This is a genomic window from uncultured Clostridium sp. (assembly GCF_963527835.1).
Lineage (GTDB): Bacteria > Bacillota > Clostridia > Clostridiales > Clostridiaceae > Clostridium.
In genome coordinates, this window is record NZ_CAURTC010000030.1 from 1 (window position 1) to 19,453 (window position 19,453).

Annotated in this window: 19 protein-coding genes; 12 read left to right on the forward strand and 7 right to left on the reverse strand. The window is 25.8% G+C overall.

Features of this window, described 5'->3' with window-relative positions; translation table 11 throughout:
• Nucleotides 1-147: 147 nt before the first annotated feature.
• Together RYM86_RS13495 and RYM86_RS13500 are read right to left on the reverse strand one after the other, a co-directional pair.
• On the reverse strand, nt 148-1,131 hold the full coding sequence (locus RYM86_RS13495) for an ATP-binding protein (protein WP_315081107.1): 984 nt from the start codon (nt 1,129-1,131) through the stop codon (nt 148-150).
• Nucleotides 1,124-2,113 (reverse strand): DnaD domain protein, encoded by a 990-nt coding sequence (locus RYM86_RS13500; RefSeq protein ID WP_315081108.1) that lies wholly within the window; start codon nt 2,111-2,113, stop codon nt 1,124-1,126. The genes RYM86_RS13495 and RYM86_RS13500 overlap by 8 nt, the downstream gene beginning before the upstream one ends.
• Nucleotides 2,114-2,287: 174 nt before the next feature.
• Here RYM86_RS13500 and RYM86_RS13505 point away from each other — a divergent pair, with 174 nt between their 5' ends.
• On the forward strand, nt 2,288-3,475 hold the full coding sequence (locus RYM86_RS13505; protein ID WP_315081109.1) for a peptidoglycan DD-metalloendopeptidase family protein: 1,188 nt from the start codon (nt 2,288-2,290) through the stop codon (nt 3,473-3,475).
• Between the two features lie 104 nt (nt 3,476-3,579).
• Here the strand turns inward: RYM86_RS13505 and RYM86_RS13510 are convergent, their stop codons facing one another.
• From RYM86_RS13510 to RYM86_RS13530, 5 genes are all read right to left on the reverse strand, one after another.
• The gene (locus tag RYM86_RS13510; RefSeq protein WP_315081110.1) at nt 3,580-4,785 is read right to left on the reverse strand and encodes a S8 family serine peptidase; all 1,206 of its coding nucleotides are present in this window, start codon (nt 4,783-4,785) and stop codon (nt 3,580-3,582) included.
• Between the two features lie 134 nt (nt 4,786-4,919).
• Nucleotides 4,920-5,738: an MBL fold metallo-hydrolase gene (locus RYM86_RS13515; protein WP_315081111.1), complete on the reverse strand. Its 819-nt coding sequence runs from the start codon at nt 5,736-5,738 to the stop codon at nt 4,920-4,922.
• Nucleotides 5,739-5,795: 57 nt separating this feature from the next.
• Nucleotides 5,796-6,227, reverse strand: coding sequence for a DMT family transporter (locus tag RYM86_RS13520; protein WP_315081113.1), 432 nt, complete (start codon nt 6,225-6,227; stop codon nt 5,796-5,798).
• Between the two features lie 145 nt (nt 6,228-6,372).
• A complete protein-coding gene (locus tag RYM86_RS13525) occupies nt 6,373-6,849 on the reverse strand; it encodes a dUTP diphosphatase (RefSeq protein WP_315081115.1) in 477 nt (158 codons plus the stop codon).
• A 190-nt stretch (nt 6,850-7,039) separates the two neighbouring features.
• The gene (locus tag RYM86_RS13530) at nt 7,040-7,579 is read right to left on the reverse strand and encodes a hypothetical protein (RefSeq protein ID WP_315081117.1); all 540 of its coding nucleotides are present in this window, start codon (nt 7,577-7,579) and stop codon (nt 7,040-7,042) included.
• Between the two features lie 394 nt (nt 7,580-7,973).
• On the opposite strand from RYM86_RS13530, the gene RYM86_RS13535 reads away from it, so the two are divergent.
• From RYM86_RS13535 to RYM86_RS13585, 11 genes are all read left to right on the forward strand, one after another.
• Nucleotides 7,974-9,236, forward strand: coding sequence for a UDP-N-acetylglucosamine 1-carboxyvinyltransferase (locus tag RYM86_RS13535; protein WP_315081118.1), 1,263 nt, complete (start codon nt 7,974-7,976; stop codon nt 9,234-9,236).
• 34 nt (nt 9,237-9,270) lie between these two features.
• Complete coding sequence (locus tag RYM86_RS13540; RefSeq protein ID WP_315081120.1) at nt 9,271-10,062, forward strand: MBL fold metallo-hydrolase; 792 nt, start codon at nt 9,271-9,273, stop codon at nt 10,060-10,062.
• A 62-nt stretch (nt 10,063-10,124) separates the two neighbouring features.
• Nucleotides 10,125-10,622 carry an SEC-C metal-binding domain-containing protein gene (locus RYM86_RS13545; protein WP_035783332.1) on the forward strand — a complete coding sequence of 166 codons (498 nt, stop codon included), beginning with the start codon at nt 10,125-10,127 and terminating at the stop codon, nt 10,620-10,622.
• A 403-nt stretch (nt 10,623-11,025) separates the two neighbouring features.
• The gene (locus RYM86_RS13550; RefSeq protein ID WP_315081124.1) at nt 11,026-11,667 is read left to right on the forward strand and encodes a lactate utilization protein; all 642 of its coding nucleotides are present in this window, start codon (nt 11,026-11,028) and stop codon (nt 11,665-11,667) included.
• A gap of 187 nt (nt 11,668-11,854) precedes the next feature.
• On the forward strand, nt 11,855-12,334 hold the full coding sequence (rlmH, locus tag RYM86_RS13555) for a 23S rRNA (pseudouridine(1915)-N(3))-methyltransferase RlmH (RefSeq protein WP_315081126.1): 480 nt from the start codon (nt 11,855-11,857) through the stop codon (nt 12,332-12,334).
• Between the two features lie 228 nt (nt 12,335-12,562).
• On the forward strand, nt 12,563-13,543 hold the full coding sequence (locus RYM86_RS13560) for an ABC-three component system protein (RefSeq protein WP_315081127.1): 981 nt from the start codon (nt 12,563-12,565) through the stop codon (nt 13,541-13,543).
• A complete protein-coding gene (locus RYM86_RS13565) occupies nt 13,527-13,754 on the forward strand; it encodes an ABC-three component system middle component 6 (protein WP_315081128.1) in 228 nt (75 codons plus the stop codon). The genes RYM86_RS13560 and RYM86_RS13565 overlap by 17 nt, the downstream gene beginning before the upstream one ends.
• Nucleotides 13,745-15,490: a DUF2326 domain-containing protein gene (locus RYM86_RS13570; RefSeq protein ID WP_315081130.1), complete on the forward strand. Its 1,746-nt coding sequence runs from the start codon at nt 13,745-13,747 to the stop codon at nt 15,488-15,490. Before RYM86_RS13565 ends, RYM86_RS13570 begins: the two co-directional genes overlap by 10 nt.
• Nucleotides 15,491-15,849: 359 nt before the next feature.
• Entirely contained in the window at nt 15,850-17,370 is a 1,521-nt protein-coding gene (locus RYM86_RS13575; protein ID WP_315081131.1) for a hypothetical protein, read from the forward strand.
• A gap of 262 nt (nt 17,371-17,632) precedes the next feature.
• Nucleotides 17,633-18,136: a kinase gene (locus RYM86_RS13580; protein ID WP_315081132.1), complete on the forward strand. Its 504-nt coding sequence runs from the start codon at nt 17,633-17,635 to the stop codon at nt 18,134-18,136.
• Between the two features lie 195 nt (nt 18,137-18,331).
• Nucleotides 18,332-19,375, forward strand: coding sequence for a Fic family protein (locus RYM86_RS13585; protein ID WP_315081133.1), 1,044 nt, complete (start codon nt 18,332-18,334; stop codon nt 19,373-19,375).
• Nucleotides 19,376-19,453 lie beyond the last annotated feature (78 nt).

Below are 19,453 nucleotides of genomic sequence, written 5' to 3' on the forward strand. Positions count from 1 at the left end.
AGTGCCGGCCTGTCACGCCGGAGGTCGAGGGTTCGAGCCCCTTCTGAGTCGCCAACAAAACTCTAGTTTCACTAGAGTTTTTTGTTTTTAAAGTCAATAACTACATTTATATATAAGTAGCTTCTAATAATTTTAGAAGCTACTTTTTTATTGTCTATTTTTTTGTAAATTCTTCTTAATTCTTATATCCTCTGAATAGAATTTACAAAGTTTAAAGTCTCCAAGCAATCTAGAAGCAATTCTCTCTGTATACTGCTTTGTTATACCTGGTAATGTTAAATTAGTAGAAATAAGCATTTTCTTTTTATTTAATATTCTTTTATTAATAATATTAAACAATTCTGTTATAGAAAATTCATTTAAATGTTCTGCACCTAAATCATCAATTATTAGTAAATCACAATTTAATAGTAGTGCTTCTAAATTATAATTATTATTGAATCTTATCTGGCTTAGATTTTTAATCAATTCATCAGATGTTTTATATACGACTAGATAACCTTTATCTAATATTGCTTTGGATAAACAATACGATAAATAAGTTTTTCCACTACCTGGATTGCCAAAGAATAATAAATTTACATTTTGAGATGAAAAGTTTGGAATATAATCATTTAAAACGTATTCTAAAATATTTTCAATATTTTTTCTTGGAGAATACTTTTCATCACCTAATCTATGGGTAGAAAATAAGTTTAAATCAAAATTATTAAAATTATTTTCTTTTATAGTATTTTCTAATTCAGAATCTTTGTAGTATAGTCTAATTAGCTTCTGTTTGTAACAAGAACATTTATTTGCACCTATAAATCCAGTATCTTTACATTTGCTACATGTATACTTTAAGTTTAAATATTCAGGATCATAGCCATTTGCTACTAGCATTTCACATTTTCTTACTCTTAAGTCTGTAATTTTTTCCTTATATTGCGCTAAGGTTTTTTCATCGTCATCAGCTTTTATTATTTCTAAAGACATTCTTAAAGACATTCTTTGTATTTCATTATCCAACTCTAAAATTTCAGGGCATATACTAGACACTTCTAATCTTCTTAATTTTAGATTCTTAGCTTCAGTTTCTCTAATATTCTCATATATTTTTAAGATTTCTGCTTGATATCCATTAATCATTGTTATCCCATCCTAATAATTTTTTTTCTAAAGAGTCATAATCATATTCTCTTGCTTCAAAGTTATTAAACTTAAGAGGTGGTTTTTCTGAAGAATAATTAGTTTTTTTATAATTGTTATTTTTAGGAGTTTTATCTTTAAGTGCTATATCTTCTACTGTTTTTATATTATTCTTATACCAATTAGATAATATACCATCAATATATTTAAAGTCTGCCCTATTTAGCCTTTCAAAACATATATCACATGCTTTAAATACAATTTCTGTAGGAAACTTATAAACTAAAAGCCATTTTTCTATAATATCTTGCTGTGGTTTCATAATTTCAGTATTTTTTATACCAAGATAATTTAGTATTTTTCTTATGTTTAACCATTTATCTTCAGTTTTCTTTATTAGATTTTGAGCCTGATCAATAGTTTTTATTTTTAAATCATGCCAAGATAAAGCCACTTTTTCTATGTATCTTGCATCAACTTTTCCTTTAGATACACAATATTCTATTAATATTAAAATTAATTCTGAAGAAAACTCCAATTCTCTTTGCCAATTTAAATAAATTGACATTTCTTTAGGGGATAGTGGTCTTGCAAGTAATTTTTCTATATGTTTTAACATGTCTTTTGTATTATTTTCATCAAGTGCATTAAGTAAATCAACTTGTTTTGTATCATCTAAATTTTCCTCTGATAAAGTTAAAAATTCTATATTAAAATTCCCCATATTATCAATTGGAGTGAATTTTATTACACCTTCATCATTCCAATAATTAAAAGCATTCATAATATCAGATTCTAATAAATTAAGAGAGGATGCTAGTATTGATGAGCTGACTCCTAATTCGTTACAAGTATTATACTTTAGCATTAATAAATAAACTTTTATAAATTCTCCTCTAGCTTTAGGCATATACTTTTCGATAAAAATATTACTTATAGGAGTAAATGTTGGTACCTTATTTTTTAGCATAAAAGTGCTCATACTTATCACTACCTACCTTTCATAATAAAGTCTTTGTAAATTATTATAACAAACCAATATTATAACCACAATAAACATAGAAAACAACTAATACTTTAAACTAATGAATAAATTTAGTGTAATAGGATAGATTATAAATTGTATTTTTAATTATAAAAGTGAAAGGATTAAATTATGAACACGAGAAAACTGAAAGTGATTAAATTTATAATCTGTCTTACAGTTATATTTAATTCAATAATTTTAATAACAAATGCAAATTCTAATAAGGTATTTGAAGCATATGTTGATGGAAGACTAGTAGGTTATACTTATGACAAAAAGGAATTTAAGAAGATTTATAGTGAAGTTAATGATGAATTAAATAAAAGACTAGGTACTGATTTAGTACAAGATAAGAAATTAAAGTTTAAGGCTAATAAAGAAAATGTAGAAAAATCTAGTGAAGAAAATATTAAAAAGAATATAAAGAAAACTATTAACGATGAAGTTGATGCAAAGTTAATAAACATAAATAATAAAGATTACGGAATAGTATTCAATGAAAATGAGGCTAGTGATGTTTTTAAAGATTTCATAATGCAAAATTTAAATAAGTTTAATATAAGCTTAGAGTCTGTACTTGATACTGAAATTAATGCTAATGTAAAGTATTCAGATATTAAAGTACCAATTTCAAATGTAAATGATATTAAACAAGTAGTTGATAATATGATAAATGATGGAAATGTAAAGGTAAATGTTAAAATTAAAGAAGAAAAAGAAGTAGCTGTAGCGCCTAAAACACAAATAAAAAGAGATGATTCTATGTATATAGGAGAAAGCAATATTAAGGAAGGCGAATCTGGTAGCAAAAGAGTTACTGCTGAAGTTGCTTATTGTAATGGAGAAAAGCTAAATGAAAATGTAATTTCAGAATATGTAACAAAAGAAGCTAAAGATAAAATTGAATACAGAGGTAGCAAAACTCCAATTGGAGCTAAAGTAACATTCTTACAATATCCAACTAGAGGTAGATACATTACATCTAAATTTGGCCCAAGATGGGGAAAGACTCATAATGGAATAGATATAGCAGGCAATACAGGCGACCCTGTTACAGCGGCTTTTGATGGGGTTATTGAAGATGCTGGAGTCGTAAGTGGATATGGTAATATGATTAAAATAAAACATGAAGATGGATTAGAGACACTTTATGGTCATTTAAGCTCAATTAATGTGAAGAAAGGACAAGAGATAAAAAAAGGAGATGTTATTGGAGCTGTTGGTAGCACTGGAAGAAGTACAGGACCTCATTTACATTTTGAATTAAGATCAAAGGGAACTCCAATAAATCCAGAATCATATATTAAAAATCAATAAATAAAAGGCTTTGTTTTAAATGCATATATCAACATTCTGCTAATACAGAGCCAAATAAAAAAATAATAAATACTAAAATGTTTATAGTATTTATTATTTTTAATTTAGGGCATTAATCTATCAATATTTATAATACCTTCACCACAAGTATTTTTAGGAATATCATCAATAGGGTCACATGCAACTTTTAATAGTGAAGTTAAATCACTAAAAGTTAGTTTGGGATTATTTTCAAATAGTAAAGCACATAATCCACTAACATATGATACAGCAAGTGATGTTCCAGTAAAAGTTTTATATGGTGCTTCAAGCTTTTTAGGGTAAATCTTTAAGCCGTTTTTTTCACTGAAGTAATTAGTATCACTGTTCAATGAAACTATATTTACGCAAGAAGCAGATAAATTCGGCTTTTCAGACTTTCCAAATGGACCTGATGAAGAAAAGGTATACGGCTTTAGTATTGGAGTGGTACTGTTTAAGCCTGCAACTGTAATACAATTATCACACGTAGATATTCCCATAATGGCAGACGAATCATTTAATGTACTTCCACTAGGCACTATAGGAATAACATTATTTGATATTGCATATTTAAATGCCAAATCAAAGCAAGATATGATAAATGTATTATGACTTAATAATTCAAATGGTAGACATAATACTTTTATGTTATTTTCTTTAGAGATCTCCACTAAAGATTCTATTGAATATAATATGTCAGAAGCAAAACCTTTTCCTAGTTTATCAAAAGCTTTATAACAAAATAATTTACTTTTATGTGCTATTCCTTTGTACATGTTATTTGAAGCAAGTCCACTACTACATAAGATGCCACTAGTTGATGTACCGTGACCATTATCATCGTATGGATAATTAAAATCATTAATTAAATCAACAAATAAAGATATTTTATTGCTAGGTGATGCTAAATCAGGATGTGGAAATACTCCACTATCTATAATCCCAATTCCTACACCAGCTCCTGACAACTTATATTTTTCTGAAAAGTATACTTTATTAGCTGTAGCAACACTCATACCGCAAAGAAATAAATATTCGTCTAAATAAATTTTTTCTATTTCTGGATATTCAATAATTCTTTCAATACCCTTAGAAGTCAAAGTAGCGCTTATTAAATTAGCACACTTTATAATATGGTGTAATTTGCCTTTATATGATGTAACTTTTTTCTCTATAGAAGATTGGAAATTTTTATATTTTATTAGCACTCGATAATTTTTATAACAATTATTAGACATATAGTGCTTTAAATTAGGATCTAGCTTATTTTTATATGAAAATGCAAACATATTCTTCTCCCAATTAGTTATTTCAATATATAGTATATGAATAATAAGTGTTTTGTTAATACACAAGTTAACTAAAATATTTAAATATATATTATTAAATGTATATTATTAATATATATGAATAAAGGATAAGGCTAGAAAATAAAAGTTTCTCCAATATCAATTATTTTTATATTGTCATCTTTTAGGTCTTTTAATATAATTTCAGTTTCATTAAAATCTTCTAATGATATTATAAAGGTTTTATAGTGAATAGGTATCATTACCTTGGAATTCATCATTTTAAACATCTCATAAGATTCAAGTGGAGTACAATGCATATGAGAAAATCTTTCAGGCATATAACATCCAACGGGCATTAAAGCAATATCAGATGTAATACCTTTAAAATTATCAGTAAAAGCAGTATCACCAGCAAAAAAAACTTTTTTATTGTTTCTTTCAATTAGATAAGATAAACTCTCATCATCAATTCCTACATAAAATCTTCTTCCATCATGATTTGCTTCATATGCAGTTATTTTAATACTATCATCTTCATAAGTTTCATTTGGATGCAAAAGAAATACATTTTTAAATCCTAATAATCTAAGGATTTTTTTATATCCCTTAGGTGCTATAACAATAGCATCTTTATTAAGTTTACCAAGAGATGGGAAATGCATATGATCCATATGCCCATGAGATAAAAGTATATAATCTACTTTTAAATCTTTTAAGTAATTAGGTCTTTCAACAACTCTTTTAAAATAACCTAATACATTAGATAAGACAGGATCAGTTATAATTACTTTTCCACTCAAGTTTATAACTGTTGTAGCATGACCAAACCAATTAATAGAATTTAATTGTAATTGGTCAAATTTAATAGTATTTTTCTTTTTAAAATATTCTTTTATATTGTTAGTAGTTAAATTAAATAAAAAATTTATATTCTTAAAAAAATTTGACATAGAAAGTCCTTCCTATATTTAAAATGTATAATTCAAAAATATTATACAACGATTGGGTTAGTGTTTCCATTTAAATATTAAAATACCTACTATCATAATTGCTATTCCTAAAAATTCATGAAGAGTAAATTTAATTTTTTCAGTGCCAAACAATCCAAAGGCATCAATTATACCCGCTGCTAAGAGTTGGGCTATTAATATAGTTCCTATACCGAATGTAGTACCCATTCCACCAATACTTTTCATTACAGTAAATATAATAACAACTCCAAGTGCTCCTCCTAAAAGAAATAGCTTATTAGCATTTTTTATATTAGAATAGCTCCCTTTTCCCCAAAAAAAAGATATAACTAAAGTTAAAATTAGTCCAGTAAGCTGTACTATAACATTTGTTTCCCAAATTCCTATTTTTTCGCCTAATTTTGTGTTAAATACTCCTTGTAAACTCATTGAAATTCCAGAAATTATAGCATATATTATGCCCATCATAAAAATCACCTCAAAAATATTATGTCCTTACTATTAGGCAAATATTAATGTTATAAAAAAAATATAAAGGTGACTTTTGGAATCATAGATTTTTTGTAATTATAAATTCTATAATTTTTTTAATAATAAAAAAAGTAGCTCTAAATTAAAGAGCTACTTTTTCGTAAGTATTTTTAGAAAATTCATTTTTAAGTTCAGCTTGAGTAAATCCTAAGGTTATTGCTAAACTTAATATGTCTTCGAATAAAGTAAGGTAGTGATCCTGCGATGGTGATATAATTAAATCGTTTATATCAATATATAAGTTTAAAAATTGATCACTTAAACAGTAGTCATTAGGTTCTACATCAATCTCAGTTATATCAGAATAATTATTATCTAGTCCGATAGTAATAATTTGCGATAAACAGGATACATATTTTCTAAATACAACTTGCATATCTATAAAATTGTTAGTATCCTTCAAGTATTTAAAGCATTTAGTTTCATTAGCTAGTTCGCTAATCTTAACGTTGAATTCCAAATATTTTCTAGTTTGAATCTTATAGTCATCTAATTGACTATTTAATGTTAAATTTTTATTTATTATCCTTTGAGTTTCAAAGAAGTCTTTAACATTCATACTGAATCCCCCTACTTTATAAATCATTGTATAAATCATTATTTTTATTTTACAAAAGTTTTGAAATAAAAGAAAGTAGAGAAAACGACTACAATAAAAAATATTTTAAATTTTCTTAAAAATACAAAAATAATAGTAAAAGGGAATGATTAATTATCAAATTCTCTTTTACTAAAACAAATAAATATATTTAAAATTCTTTTAAAACAAATGATTTTAATGGTAAATCTTTTTTAGATGTAGGTATTTTCCAAACTTCTATTTTTTTAATCTTTAATTTTATATAAGGATTGTTTTTATATAGGTATGGAAAATTTAATTTTATATCCTGCTTTTTATAGTCTTTTGATATATAACCTAAATTTGATAGAGAAACAAAATTTTCATCAAATGTTTTAATATTAAACCCACTCAAAATAAGCATGTCACTAAGAGCACGAGAAATTCTCTTAATATATCCTCTATTATCAACCCTTAAATTAACGCTTCTAGTATTATCGTATACATAAACAGAATCCAAAGCATCAATTCTAAAAACTTTATATGGTGATATAATCTTATTTACAATCGGATAAAGTTTATCAAAATTAGGATTATCAATAATGCATAAAGGAATAAATGGCATAGGTGAATTTCTATTGCCTCTAAATTTCTTTGACATATTTTTTTGAATAGGTGAAATTAATTGATATGTTTCATCATCAAATACCGCAACTATATAATACTTCATGTAAACCTCACAATCTAAACTAATGTCTTGCTATTACAAAGTTTTAATAAATTATAACACAATAGAACAAATAAAAAAATAGAAGAATAATTAAAATATGAATGATAATAATAAAAATGTAATTAAATAAATAATTTAACATAATACCCATAATTTATAACGTTAAAATTTAACTATATTACATTTAATATTATAAAAAGGAAATTTATTAAGTAAAATGTTTAAAAAACTATTAATATAAGGAAAAAAATATATTTAAATAAATTAAGTTTATGATATAATGATAAAAGTAGATTTTAATAAATATAATAGGACAATAATGTCTAATTAAAATATAGATATAATCAGGAGTTTGACGTATTTAAATATAGATTTGATGAATAGGGTGAATTCGATGGAAAGATTGATAATAAATGGAGGGAATATTCTTAGAGGTTCTGTTGAGATCAATGGCGCTAAAAATGCAGCTGTAGCAATATTACCAGCAGCTATAATGGCTAGTGAAGGAAAATGTGTAATTGATAATATACCAGATATTGAAGATGTACATTGCCTTGAAAGAATATTAGAAAGTTTAGGTTGTAATACAGTAAAAATAGATAATAATACATTAGAAATAGATAGTACAAATGTAAGTAATTTTGATGCCTCAACTGAGGATGTAAGAAGAATGAGAGCCTCTTATTACTTTATAGGAGCTTTATTAGCAAGATTTAAGCAAGCAAAGGTTGTGTTACCTGGTGGATGTCCAATTGGTGTTAGACCTATAGATCAACACATAAAAGGATTTGAAGCTCTTGGCGCAGAAGTTACTATAGAACATGGTGCTGTAATAGTAAAAGCAGAAAAATTACAAGGAACAAATATATTTTTTGATGTAGTATCAGTAGGTGCTACAATAAATGTTATGATTGCAGCAACATTAGCAGATGGTGTTACTACTCTTGAAAATGTGGCAAAAGAACCACATGTAGTTGATGTAGCTAATTTCTTAAACTCAATGGGTGCAAATATTAAAGGTGCTGGTACTGATATTATTAGAATACAAGGTGTTGAAAAACTAAAAGGTTGTTCTTATAGTGTTATACCTGACCAAATAGAAGCTGGTACATTTATGATAGCAGCTGTTGCAACTCGTGGAGATGTTTATGTGAGGAATGTTATTCCAAAGCATTTAGAATCAATTTCAGCAAAACTTAAAGAAATGGGTGCAGTAATTGAAGAAGATGATGATTGTATAAGGGTTTGTGCTAGTGAAGCACTAAAAACAGTAAACGTAAAGACCACCCCTTATCCAGGATTCCCGACTGATATTCAACAACCTATGTCAGCTTTATTAAGCGTTATTTCTGGAAAAAGTATAGTTACTGAGTCTATATGGGAAAATAGACATAAACATATAGATGAACTTAAAAAGATGGGCGCTAACATAAAAGTTGAAGGTAGAGTAGCTATTATTGAAGGTGTTAAAAGACTTACTGGAGCAGTAGTAAAAGCAACTGATTTAAGAGCTGGAGCTGCTATGGTTATAGCTGGTTTATTAGCTGAAGGAAGAACAGAAATAACAAGTATAGAACATATAGATAGAGGATATCCACATATAGAAAATAAATTAAGAGCTTTAGGAGCGGATATAAAGAGAACTACAGTAGAATAGAGTGGCTTTTTATGTTATCATAGGAGGAATTTAAATGATATTCTGTTCTTTATACAGTGGAAGCAGTGGGAATAGTATGTTTGTTGCTTCTGAAAAATCAAAAATATTAATAGATGCTGGACTTCCAGGTAAAAGAATTGATGAAGCATTGAAATCCATAAATCAGTCACCAAATGATTTAGATGGTATTTTTGTAACACATGAACATAGTGATCATATAAAGGGTGTTGGGGTTTTATCAAGAAAATATGATATACCGATATATGCAAATTCTAACACTTGGAATGCTATGGAATCATTAATTGGAAAGATAAAAGAGCATAATATAAAGGTAATTGATAAAAGATCAGTTACTCAAATTAAAGACTTAGATGTGAAGGCTTTTAATATTCCTCATGATTCAATATCTCCTATGGGGTATACTATTGTTAATAAAAATAAAAAAGTTAGTGTAGCAACTGATTTAGGAACATTTACAAAAGAAATATATGATAATATCAAAGAATCAGAAATTATTTTACTTGAAAGTAATCATGATGTCAGTATGCTTAAATATGGACCATATCCATATAGCTTAAAAAGAAGAATATTAAGTGAGATAGGACATTTATCTAATGATGATTGCGGTGAAGCCATTGTAGAAATATTAAGGAATGGCTTTAATAAGAAGGTTATTTTAGGACATTTAAGTAGTACTAATAATCAACCCGATCTAGCATATCAAACAGTAGTTAATGTATTAAGAGAAAATGGAATTAACGAAAAGAATGACATAACATTAGCTATGGCAAATAGGCATGAACCTAGTGAATTTATAGAATTTTAAATTGGTTACTATAAAAAATTTAAAATATAAAACAAAAGCAACATTAAGGGAGGATTTTAAAAATGAGTTTATATACAGATTGGACTAATATGGTTGTAGACTATGTAAAAACTAAAGGAGAAAATGCTTTCTGGCAAGAATATAGTAAGTTAGAAAAAAGCATTTATAAAGATTTATTAGCAAAACATAAGGAACCTAAGAAAACAACAATTGCTGGTTTAGCAAAAGAATATGATTCTTCATTAGAATTCATAATGGGATTCATTGATGGAATAAATGATAGTTTAAAAAATCAATATGATTTAGAAAATTTAGATGAAAATACTGAATTAGTATTAGATATTGATTTAGAAAATTTATATTATAATATGTTAGACGCAAAAGCTGAATATCTTTACACTTTACCACAATGGGATGGAATATTCTCAGAAGAAAAGAGAAAAGAAATTCAAAAACAATTTAGAGATTCTAAAATCATTAGAAATAATGAAAAAGTTGGAAGAAACGATGATTGTCCATGTGGAAGCGGAAAGAAATATAAAAAGTGCTGTGGTAAATAGTTTTCTAAAAAGGGATCTACAATGATCCCTTTTATTTATATATAGGGAACTTTAATGGACAACCATGGTTAAAATATATAAGAATCTAAATTCATAATTAACTATTTTGCTTTTTAGTATTAGTTGATAAATATAGTAAACCTTTTATCAATAAATAAGCATATGTTTTAGTAAGGGGTTAATATATACATAAGTAAAGTTAGATAAAGTAATGGAACTTAAGAATATTAAAATTATTTTATTAGATTTTAGGATTAATAAAAGATAATATAAGTTTTAAAATTAAGTCAAAATATTAGATAGATATTATTTGATTTTTATATGGTAAATTATGTATAATGATATTATGATTTATACTCAATGTGATTGGGATTATAAATACAATATAGGGTGGGGTGATAATATGGACAATAATATTATGTGGGTAAATGAACAAAAAATATTAAGAACAATAGATGAGTTAAGAAAAAGTAATATGAATGGATATTTTGCTAAATCTAAAGATCACTTAATAGGTATTATAGAAAATATAATAGAACCAGGCAATAAAATTGCATTTGGAGGATCAATGACCTTATTTGAATGTGGGGTTATGGATTATCTTCAGAGCGGAAAATACAATTTATTAGATAGAAATAAAACTAATATCACACATGAAGAAGTAAATGAACTATATAGACAAGCATTTTTTTCTGATGCTTATTTTACAAGTTCAAATGCTATTACTGAAAAAGGTGAAATTTATAATGTTGATGGCAATGGTAATAGGGTAGCAGCTATCCTTTATGGACCTAAAAAAGTAATAATAATTGCAGGCGTAAATAAGATAGTTCCAACTGTAGATGATGCAATTAAAAGAAATAAAGAAGTATCAGCACCAGCAAATGCAAAAAGATTAAATAAAGCTACACCATGCTCAAAAATAGGAAAATGCATGGATTGTGATAGCAAAGAAAGAATTTGTAATGAATATACATTAGTTAGAAGACAAAGAGATAAAGATAGAATACATGTAATATTTGTAAATGAAACTTTAGGCTATTAAAAACAGATTTGTGTTTAAAGTATATATTGATATTTTAGTATAGGTAGAACTTTTAGTTCTATATATATCTTAGCTTGTAGAAAAGATTAGTTTTTACGAGCTTATTTTTGTACTAAAATATTAAGAATTACTTAAAATATAAGGTGAAAATAAAATAAACCATATTACTAATACTAAGGAGAAAGAAATGAATATAACGATTATTTCAGTAGGAAAACTTAAAGAAAAATATTTAAAACATGCTATAGATGAGTATTCAAAAAGATTATCTCGTTATTGTAAATTAAATATAGTGGAGCTACAAGATGAGCAAACTCCAGACAATTCATCTGAAAAGGACGAACTTATCATAAAAGATAAAGAAGGCAATAAGATTTTAAGCGCAATAAAAGATAGCATGTATGTAATTACATTAGATCTTAAAGGTAAGATGATGTCATCAGAAGAATTATCTAAATTCATTGATAATCGTGGAGTAAGAGGTAATAGCAACTTATGCTTCGTAATTGGAGGAAGTTTAGGTTTAAGTGAAGCTGTTTTAAAAAGATCTAATCATAGTCTTTGTTTTAGTAAAATGACATTTCCACATCAACTTTTCAGAGTTATGCTATTAGAACAAATATATAGAGCATTTAGAATAAGTAATGGAGAACCGTACCATAAATAAATGCGAATTTTACTGAAATTGGATATCGGAAGGCATTTGATTTTAAAGTTGAAACCTTATATTTTATATATAGGGTTTTATTTATTATAAAGATAAAAAGTTTTATAGTTGAGCTAATATTTAAAGAGAATTACTCCTTATTAAATCAAATATATTAAAAAATCTTACTAAATTTTGTTATACTTATAATAAGTTAATTTATATATTGATATAATTGGGAGGAAATAAATGAATAGAGGTACATACTTTAATTATATAGAAGAAAAATTGAATACACTTTCATATAGAATAAATGCAAGAGGAAAGATTAATATATTAGACTTGAATCTGCATTGTGAAAATTTCTATATGGATTTGTTAAATCTAATTTATGGATTATGCTTAGAAAACTTGAATACAGTTAGTCAAAATGTTGAGGGTATTGATTTAATAGATGAAGTTAACAAATTGATAATACAAGTTTCATCTACATCAACCAAGCAAAAAATAGAAAGTACATTATCTAAAGAGATATTTAGAGAATATAGTGGATATAGTTTTAAATTTATTTCAATATCTAAACCAGCTGATAATTTGAGAAAAAATAGTTTTAAGAATCCGTATAGTATAAAATTTGATTGTGAAAATGATATATATGATATTCCAGTAATGCTAAGACATATATCTTCTTTAGGAATTGATAAACAAAAGGAATTATATGAATTTGTAAAGAAAGAGTTAGGTAGAGAAGTTGATACTGTAAGAGTTGATTCAGATTTAGCAGTAATTATAAATATAATATCTAAGGAAAGCTTAAGTAATGTTAGTCAAGATATTAATGTTAATAGTTTTGAGATTGAAAAAAAAATAAAATTTAATGAGTTAGACATGACAGAGATGATAATAAATGATTACAAGATATACTACAGTCATTTAGAAAAAAAGTACAAAGAATTTGATAATCAAGGTGTAAACAAAAGTTTTTCAGTATTCCAAGCTATAAGAACTCAATATATGAAATTGTGTATAAAGAAGGATTATGATAATAATGATATGCTATTCTTAAACATAATAGAGAATATTAAAAAAATTATATTAGAAAGCAACAATTATGAAAATATACCATTTGAAGAATTAGAAATGTGTGTATGTATAATAGTTGTTGATGCTTTTATAAGATGTAAAATTTTTAAGAATCCGGAGGGATATAATTATGTTATTACCAGATAATATGCAACCAGAAATGAGCATATACTATAATGGTGCTATAGTATTGTCTTGTTTGAAAAGAAATTCTAAGCAAGAGTTGATAGAATTATATAAAAATGTGAAATCTAAGCATAACATTACATTTTCAGTTTTTTTGTTAGCTTTAGATTGGTTGTACTTAATAGATTTGGCAAAATATACAGATGGAGGTGAAATAGAGTTATGTTTATAAAATCACTAAAGATATCTAGTGGAGAGATTATAATAAGAGAAATGTCTTTTAAAAAAGGAATTAATTTAATAGTAGATGAAACTCTCATTGTAGACGATGAAAATTTAGATAATGAAAAGAAAACTGGTAATAATGTTGGAAAAACAACTGTTCTTAAATTAATAGATTTTTGTTTAGGAGCAAAGGCTAAATCCATATATTCTGATACTGATTCAGGCAAACAAATATATACTCTAGTAAAAGATTATTTAGTAGATAATGACGTGCTAATAACATTAATTTTAACAGAAGATTTGGATAATGATAATGCAAATAATATTATAATAGAGAAAAATTTTTTATCAAGAAAAAAGTTGATTAGAAAAATAAATGGAAAACAAAAAACAGAAGATGAATTTGAGTCAGAGTTAAAAAAATTACTATTAAAGAATACTCAAGTAAGTAAACCTTCTTTTAGACAGATTATATCACATAATATAAGATATAAAGATAATAGTATAAATAATACACTAAAAAATCTAGATAAGTTTACTTCAGATGCAGAATATGAGACATTATATTTGTTTTTACTCGGATGTGTATTTGAAGAAGGAGAAGAAAAGCAACAGATTTTAACAAAGATAAAACAAGAAACTTTGTATAAAGATAGATTAGAAAAGCAACAAACTAAAACTGCATATGAGGCAGCATTATCTTTAATTAATGATGAGATAGGTGAACTTAATATAAGAAAATCAAATTTAAATATAAATGAAAACTTTGAAAATGATTTAGAGGAATTAAATAATACAAAATATAAAATTAATAAATTAAGCTCAGAATTAAGTAATTTAAATATAAGAAAAAGTCTGATTTTAGAATCTAGAGAAGAGTTAAACAAGAATGTTTGTAATATAGATTTACAGCAGCTTAGGCTTTTATATAATCAAGCAATCGCTAGAATTGAAAATATACAAAAAACATTTGAGGATTTAGTAAATTATCATAATACAATGGTATTTGAAAAGATTAAATTTATAGAAAAAGATTTACCTTTATTAGAAAAAGAGATAGAAAATAAAAATTTACAATTAGAAGATCTTCTTAGAATTGAAAAAAATTTATCTAAAATTATTGCTAAAAGCGATTCATTTAAAGAGTTAGAAGATTTAATAGGTGAGATTAATGAGAAATACCGACAAAAAGGCGAATATGAAAATGTAATTAGTCAATTAAAAGAAGTAGAAGGTAGTATTGATAATTATAATAAAGAACTTGATAGCATAGATGATAAAATATTTTCTAAAGACTTTGAAAAAAATGTAAAAGAGCAAATTAATAAATTTAACAGATATTTTTCAAGTGTTTCTAATAGTTTGTATGGAGAAAGATATGCAATTAAATATGATATAATAGAGAACAATAAAAAACAAAAGCTATACAAATTTAGTTCATTTAATGCAAATCTAAGCTCAGGTAAAAAGCAAGGTGAAATATTATGTTTTGATATAGCATATATAATGTTTGCTGACTCGTTAGGTATACCATGTTTACATTTTCTTTTGAATGATAAAAAAGAACTAATGCATGATAACCAACTATTAAAGGTTTCAGATTATATAAAAGATAAAAATATACAGCTTGTTATTTCAATTTTAAAAGATAAATTACCACAGAAATTAAAGAATGAAAGATATTATGTAGTAAACTTATCACAAGATGAAAAATTATTTAAAATTGAAAATTCTATTTTATAAGACTTGAAAACATAACGAAGGATTTAATAAGATTGATAATAAGAAGAAAAAGCTATTTGAATTTGAAGCCTATAGGAAGAAATCATCACTAAAAATGACGGCAAAAATAGAATCAAAGGGCTAAAGAATAGAGAAATTGCTTCAATACAATTTAACATCAATAATGACTTGCTGATGTATCTAAATAACGGAGGAGAACTAAATCCAGATGATGGAGGAGGTTCTCCTTTTTTGTTTCAAGAAAAATAAGACGGAGAAATATTGTTAATATAAAGATTTCTGTGTAGTTTATGCAGTAGAATTAAGATTTCATGGTATATAATGTTATTGAAGTATATTTTTAAAAGGGGGATTTGACTATGAAAAATATTGTATTATTTTTTGGAGCAGGAGCAGAATGTTCATATGGTTTACCATCAGGCGGAAAATTTGCATTAGACATATTTAGAATGGATACATTGAAAGATAAAGAATCAGTAAAAAGTCAAATAAATAATATTGATTTGACTTCTAGATATGCAAAATGGCTACCCGATGATATTAAAAATAAAAAATTAACAGCATTTACAAAAGGACAATATGATTCCTTAGTAAAAGGTAGTTTAGAAAATAAGAGAAACCAAATATTAGAGTATTTAAAGAACTTTGATGATAACATAAGTTATATAGTTGATAAATTAAACAAAAAAGGTATATGTATTGATGATATTATGGAAGAAATATTAGGTGAAAGTTTAGGGGCATATACTTATGGAAAAGAGATAAAGTTAAATCATATATTCGATGAAGGATTTAATGATTTATTTTCTTCAGAGTATTTTTCTGCATTTTTGAGAGCAATACAGATAGATAATCTTAGTTACAATTTTAAAAATACATTAAAAAATATAACTAGAGCAATATTGGAATTGTTAATAGGATCAATAGGTGAAGAATTAACACATAGATTAAATGATGGAATATTTGAAACAAGTCCAGATAGTATAGATTTATTTGATGATTTGGGTTCAATATTTATTCTTGATTATAAAAATACAGGGATGAAAGGACTAGAATTATTAATAGAAAATGAAAATATGGATATCGAAAAATTATCAGATAAAGAAGATATTATACTAAAATTTGGATTATTAATTTTAGAAGATATATACTCTAGAGCTTTAGATTATCAAACATTAATTGATATGAATTGGAGATATATATACAATCCACAAACTGATTGGGGCAAATTTAGTAAAATAGTGATTTTTTTGCATACAGTTAGAAGGTATATTTCTAATATAGTAATAGATAGTAAATCGAAAATTGATAGTGGAAATGGATATTATCATGATCTTTTAGAATTGAAAAAAGTCTGTAATATTAGTAGTATGGGCACAACAAATTATAATACATTTATTGAAGAAGTAACAGGAATTAAGGTTGAGTACTTAAATGGTTGTGTGGATGATTATTATGATCCATATCTAAATAAAATTATTTCATTTAAAGAGAACGAAAATAGAAAGCATATAATAGTTCCATTTCTTTTTACACAAAGTGGTGTGAAACCATTGACGTCTGTAAAGATGTCGGAACGATATGTAGAATTATTTAATAAATTTAAAGAAGCAGATATTATAGGAATATGCGGTTTTGGTTTTAATTCTGATGATGGACATATAAATGGGATGTTTAGAGAACTAATACAAGATTATAATAAAAAAATAACTATATTACATTTAGTTGAGAGCAGTTTCTATAGAGAAAAGAACGTAAAAAATTATTATAGAGACAGATTAAGATTAGATAATATAGATAATATTAATATAATCCCTGTAAATAGAGAAAGAAATGATATAGATAAGGGTGAAATATGGTATAAATCATTAGATCTATAATAAAAAAACATTATCACTTGGGTGAGGTACGGAGAACCATATCATAAATAAATGCGGTTTATAACTGTAACCATTGATATTAATTGGTTGCAGCTATTTTTATACATTAAAATACCGTACCATAAGTAATAATATAAAATGATTTTAATATACAATTTTTACATAAAATGTATATTAAATAGTAGGTGAGGTAGCGGTAATCTAGCTTTTAAATATATAGGATAAAGTAGGAATTTAATCAATTCGAAAGGACATATAATAGATGGATAAAGAGATAAAATTAATAATACTAAGAGGTAATTCAGGAAGTGGTAAAACCACAACAGCCAAGGCATTACAAAAGAAATTTGGGCATGGTACAATGCTAATTTCTCAAGATGTTGTTAGAAGAGAAATGCTATTTGTGAAAGATGGTCCTGATACAGAAGCAATTAAATTATTAAATGAACTTGTACTATATGGGAAAAAGCATTGCAATATTGTAATTTTAGAAGGCATTTTAAATTCAAAGTGGTATAGAAAACTATTTGAAAATTTACATGATGAATTTGGTAATCAAATTTTTGCATATTACTTCGATATACCTTTTGAAGAAACCTTAAATCGTCATAAACAAAAACCTAATGCACATGAATTTGGAGAAAAAGAAATGAGAAAATGGTGGAATGAAAAAGATTTATTAGGTATCATTCCTGAGGTATGTATACATAAAGGATTAAGCTTAAATGAAATAGTTGATATGATTTATCATGATGTTATAAAGTGAAAATTTTAAAATAGAAAATGAAAATTAGAATAATTTTATATTTAGAATGAACATTATCATATAGTATTAAATGATAAGGTTTATTTAAATTTAATATGTTATTTTCCTAAAAAATATAATCATATTAGTTAAAATGATTATGTTTATGATAAAATGATAATAATAAAATATAATATAAACCAGGGAGAATGTATAATGATTTCTTTTGAAAATAATAAATTAAATAACTTAGCATTACCAATGAGTATAGTAAGAATGTTAACTACTATAAATGAATATAAAGGGAAGCAAGATTTGTATAAAAAGCAATCACCTCAAATATTAAATACACTTAAAGATGTAGCAATTGTACAAAGTGCAGAATCATCTAATAGAATAGAAGGGATTTATACTTCCAATAAAAGATTGCGTGAAATAATGGATAACAAAATAGAACCAAGAGATAGAAGTGAAAGTGAGATAGCTGGGTATAGGGATGTATTAAATACTATTCATAGTGCTTTTGATGCTATACCTATAAAATCATCTGTATTATTACAATTACATAGAGATTTATACAAATTTTCATCAGCTAAGGGTGGAAACTATAAAAATACTGATAATGTGATTGAAGAAATATTGCCTAATGGAACTAGATATATCAGATTTAAGCCTGTGGATGCCTTTAGCACACCAAGTTATATGGAAAGGCTTTGTGAAGAATATAGAAAGGAGATTGCAAAAGAAGAGATAGAGCCATTAGTTTTAATAGCCGCATTTATATTAGATTTTCTTTGCATCCATCCTTTTAATGATGGAAATGGAAGAATATCTAGATTATTAACACTTTTACTTTTGTATCAAAGTGGTTTTGAGGTTGGAAGATTTATTAGTTTAGAAAAAATTATTGAGGATAGCAAAGAAACTTACTATGAAGCACTGAATAAATCATCTATGTTATGGCATGATGGAAAAAATAATTTGTATATATGGCTTGAATATTTTTTTGGCATTATTATAAAAGCATATAAGGAATTAGAGGATAGAGTAGGCTGTATTGAAAATACTAAGGGCAGTAAGAGTGAAAGAATAGAAATGGCTATAGAAGGGAAGTTGGGGTATTTTACTAAAAATGAAATAAGAACTATATGTCCAGATGTAGGAGAAGCCACTATAAATAGGGTATTTGAAAAGCTTAGAGTTGAAGGAAAAATAGAAGTTGTAGGTAAGGGAAGAAATTCTAAATGGAAAAAACTATAATGGAAAAGAAGTATATACTTAAAAAGATAAATAAAAACCTCACTTGCAATCAAAAATTTATTCAGAATAATTACAAAA